The organism is Pseudomonas hunanensis (assembly GCF_013393325.1).
Lineage (GTDB): Bacteria > Pseudomonadota > Gammaproteobacteria > Pseudomonadales > Pseudomonadaceae > Aquipseudomonas > Aquipseudomonas putida_P.
On sequence record NZ_QJRC01000018.1, the window covers coordinates 1 to 300 of the forward strand.

Here is a 300-nt window from a genome sequence, read left to right on the forward strand (position 1 = left end):
TTATCGCTGGCGCCGAGCAAACTGCCGATCGCGTCGGCCTTGTCCTTGAATGGGTTGAACGGTGCCAGGGCGGTGTAGAGCGGGCTGTCGTGTTGATCGAGCCACTGTTCGAGACGTTTGAAGCGCCTATCCTGTTCCTCGGTGCCAGGGGCCGGCTGGCCCATCGGCTGAACCAGCAACGCCAAGGATATTTCCAGCCCGCGGGCGGAAGTGATTTCGTCACGGTCGTAACAGGCCAAGGCGGCGGCCAGGCTGTAGGGGTTATCGATGTGTTGGGGTTCGGCCGTCGCCAGCCAGGCG

The 300-nt window shown here is 63.0% G+C and carries 1 pseudogene; it reads right to left on the reverse strand.

Annotated elements, in window-relative coordinates:
- Nucleotides 1-300: pseudogene (locus DM807_RS00200) on the reverse strand (T6SS effector BTH_I2691 family protein); the annotation flags it as partial.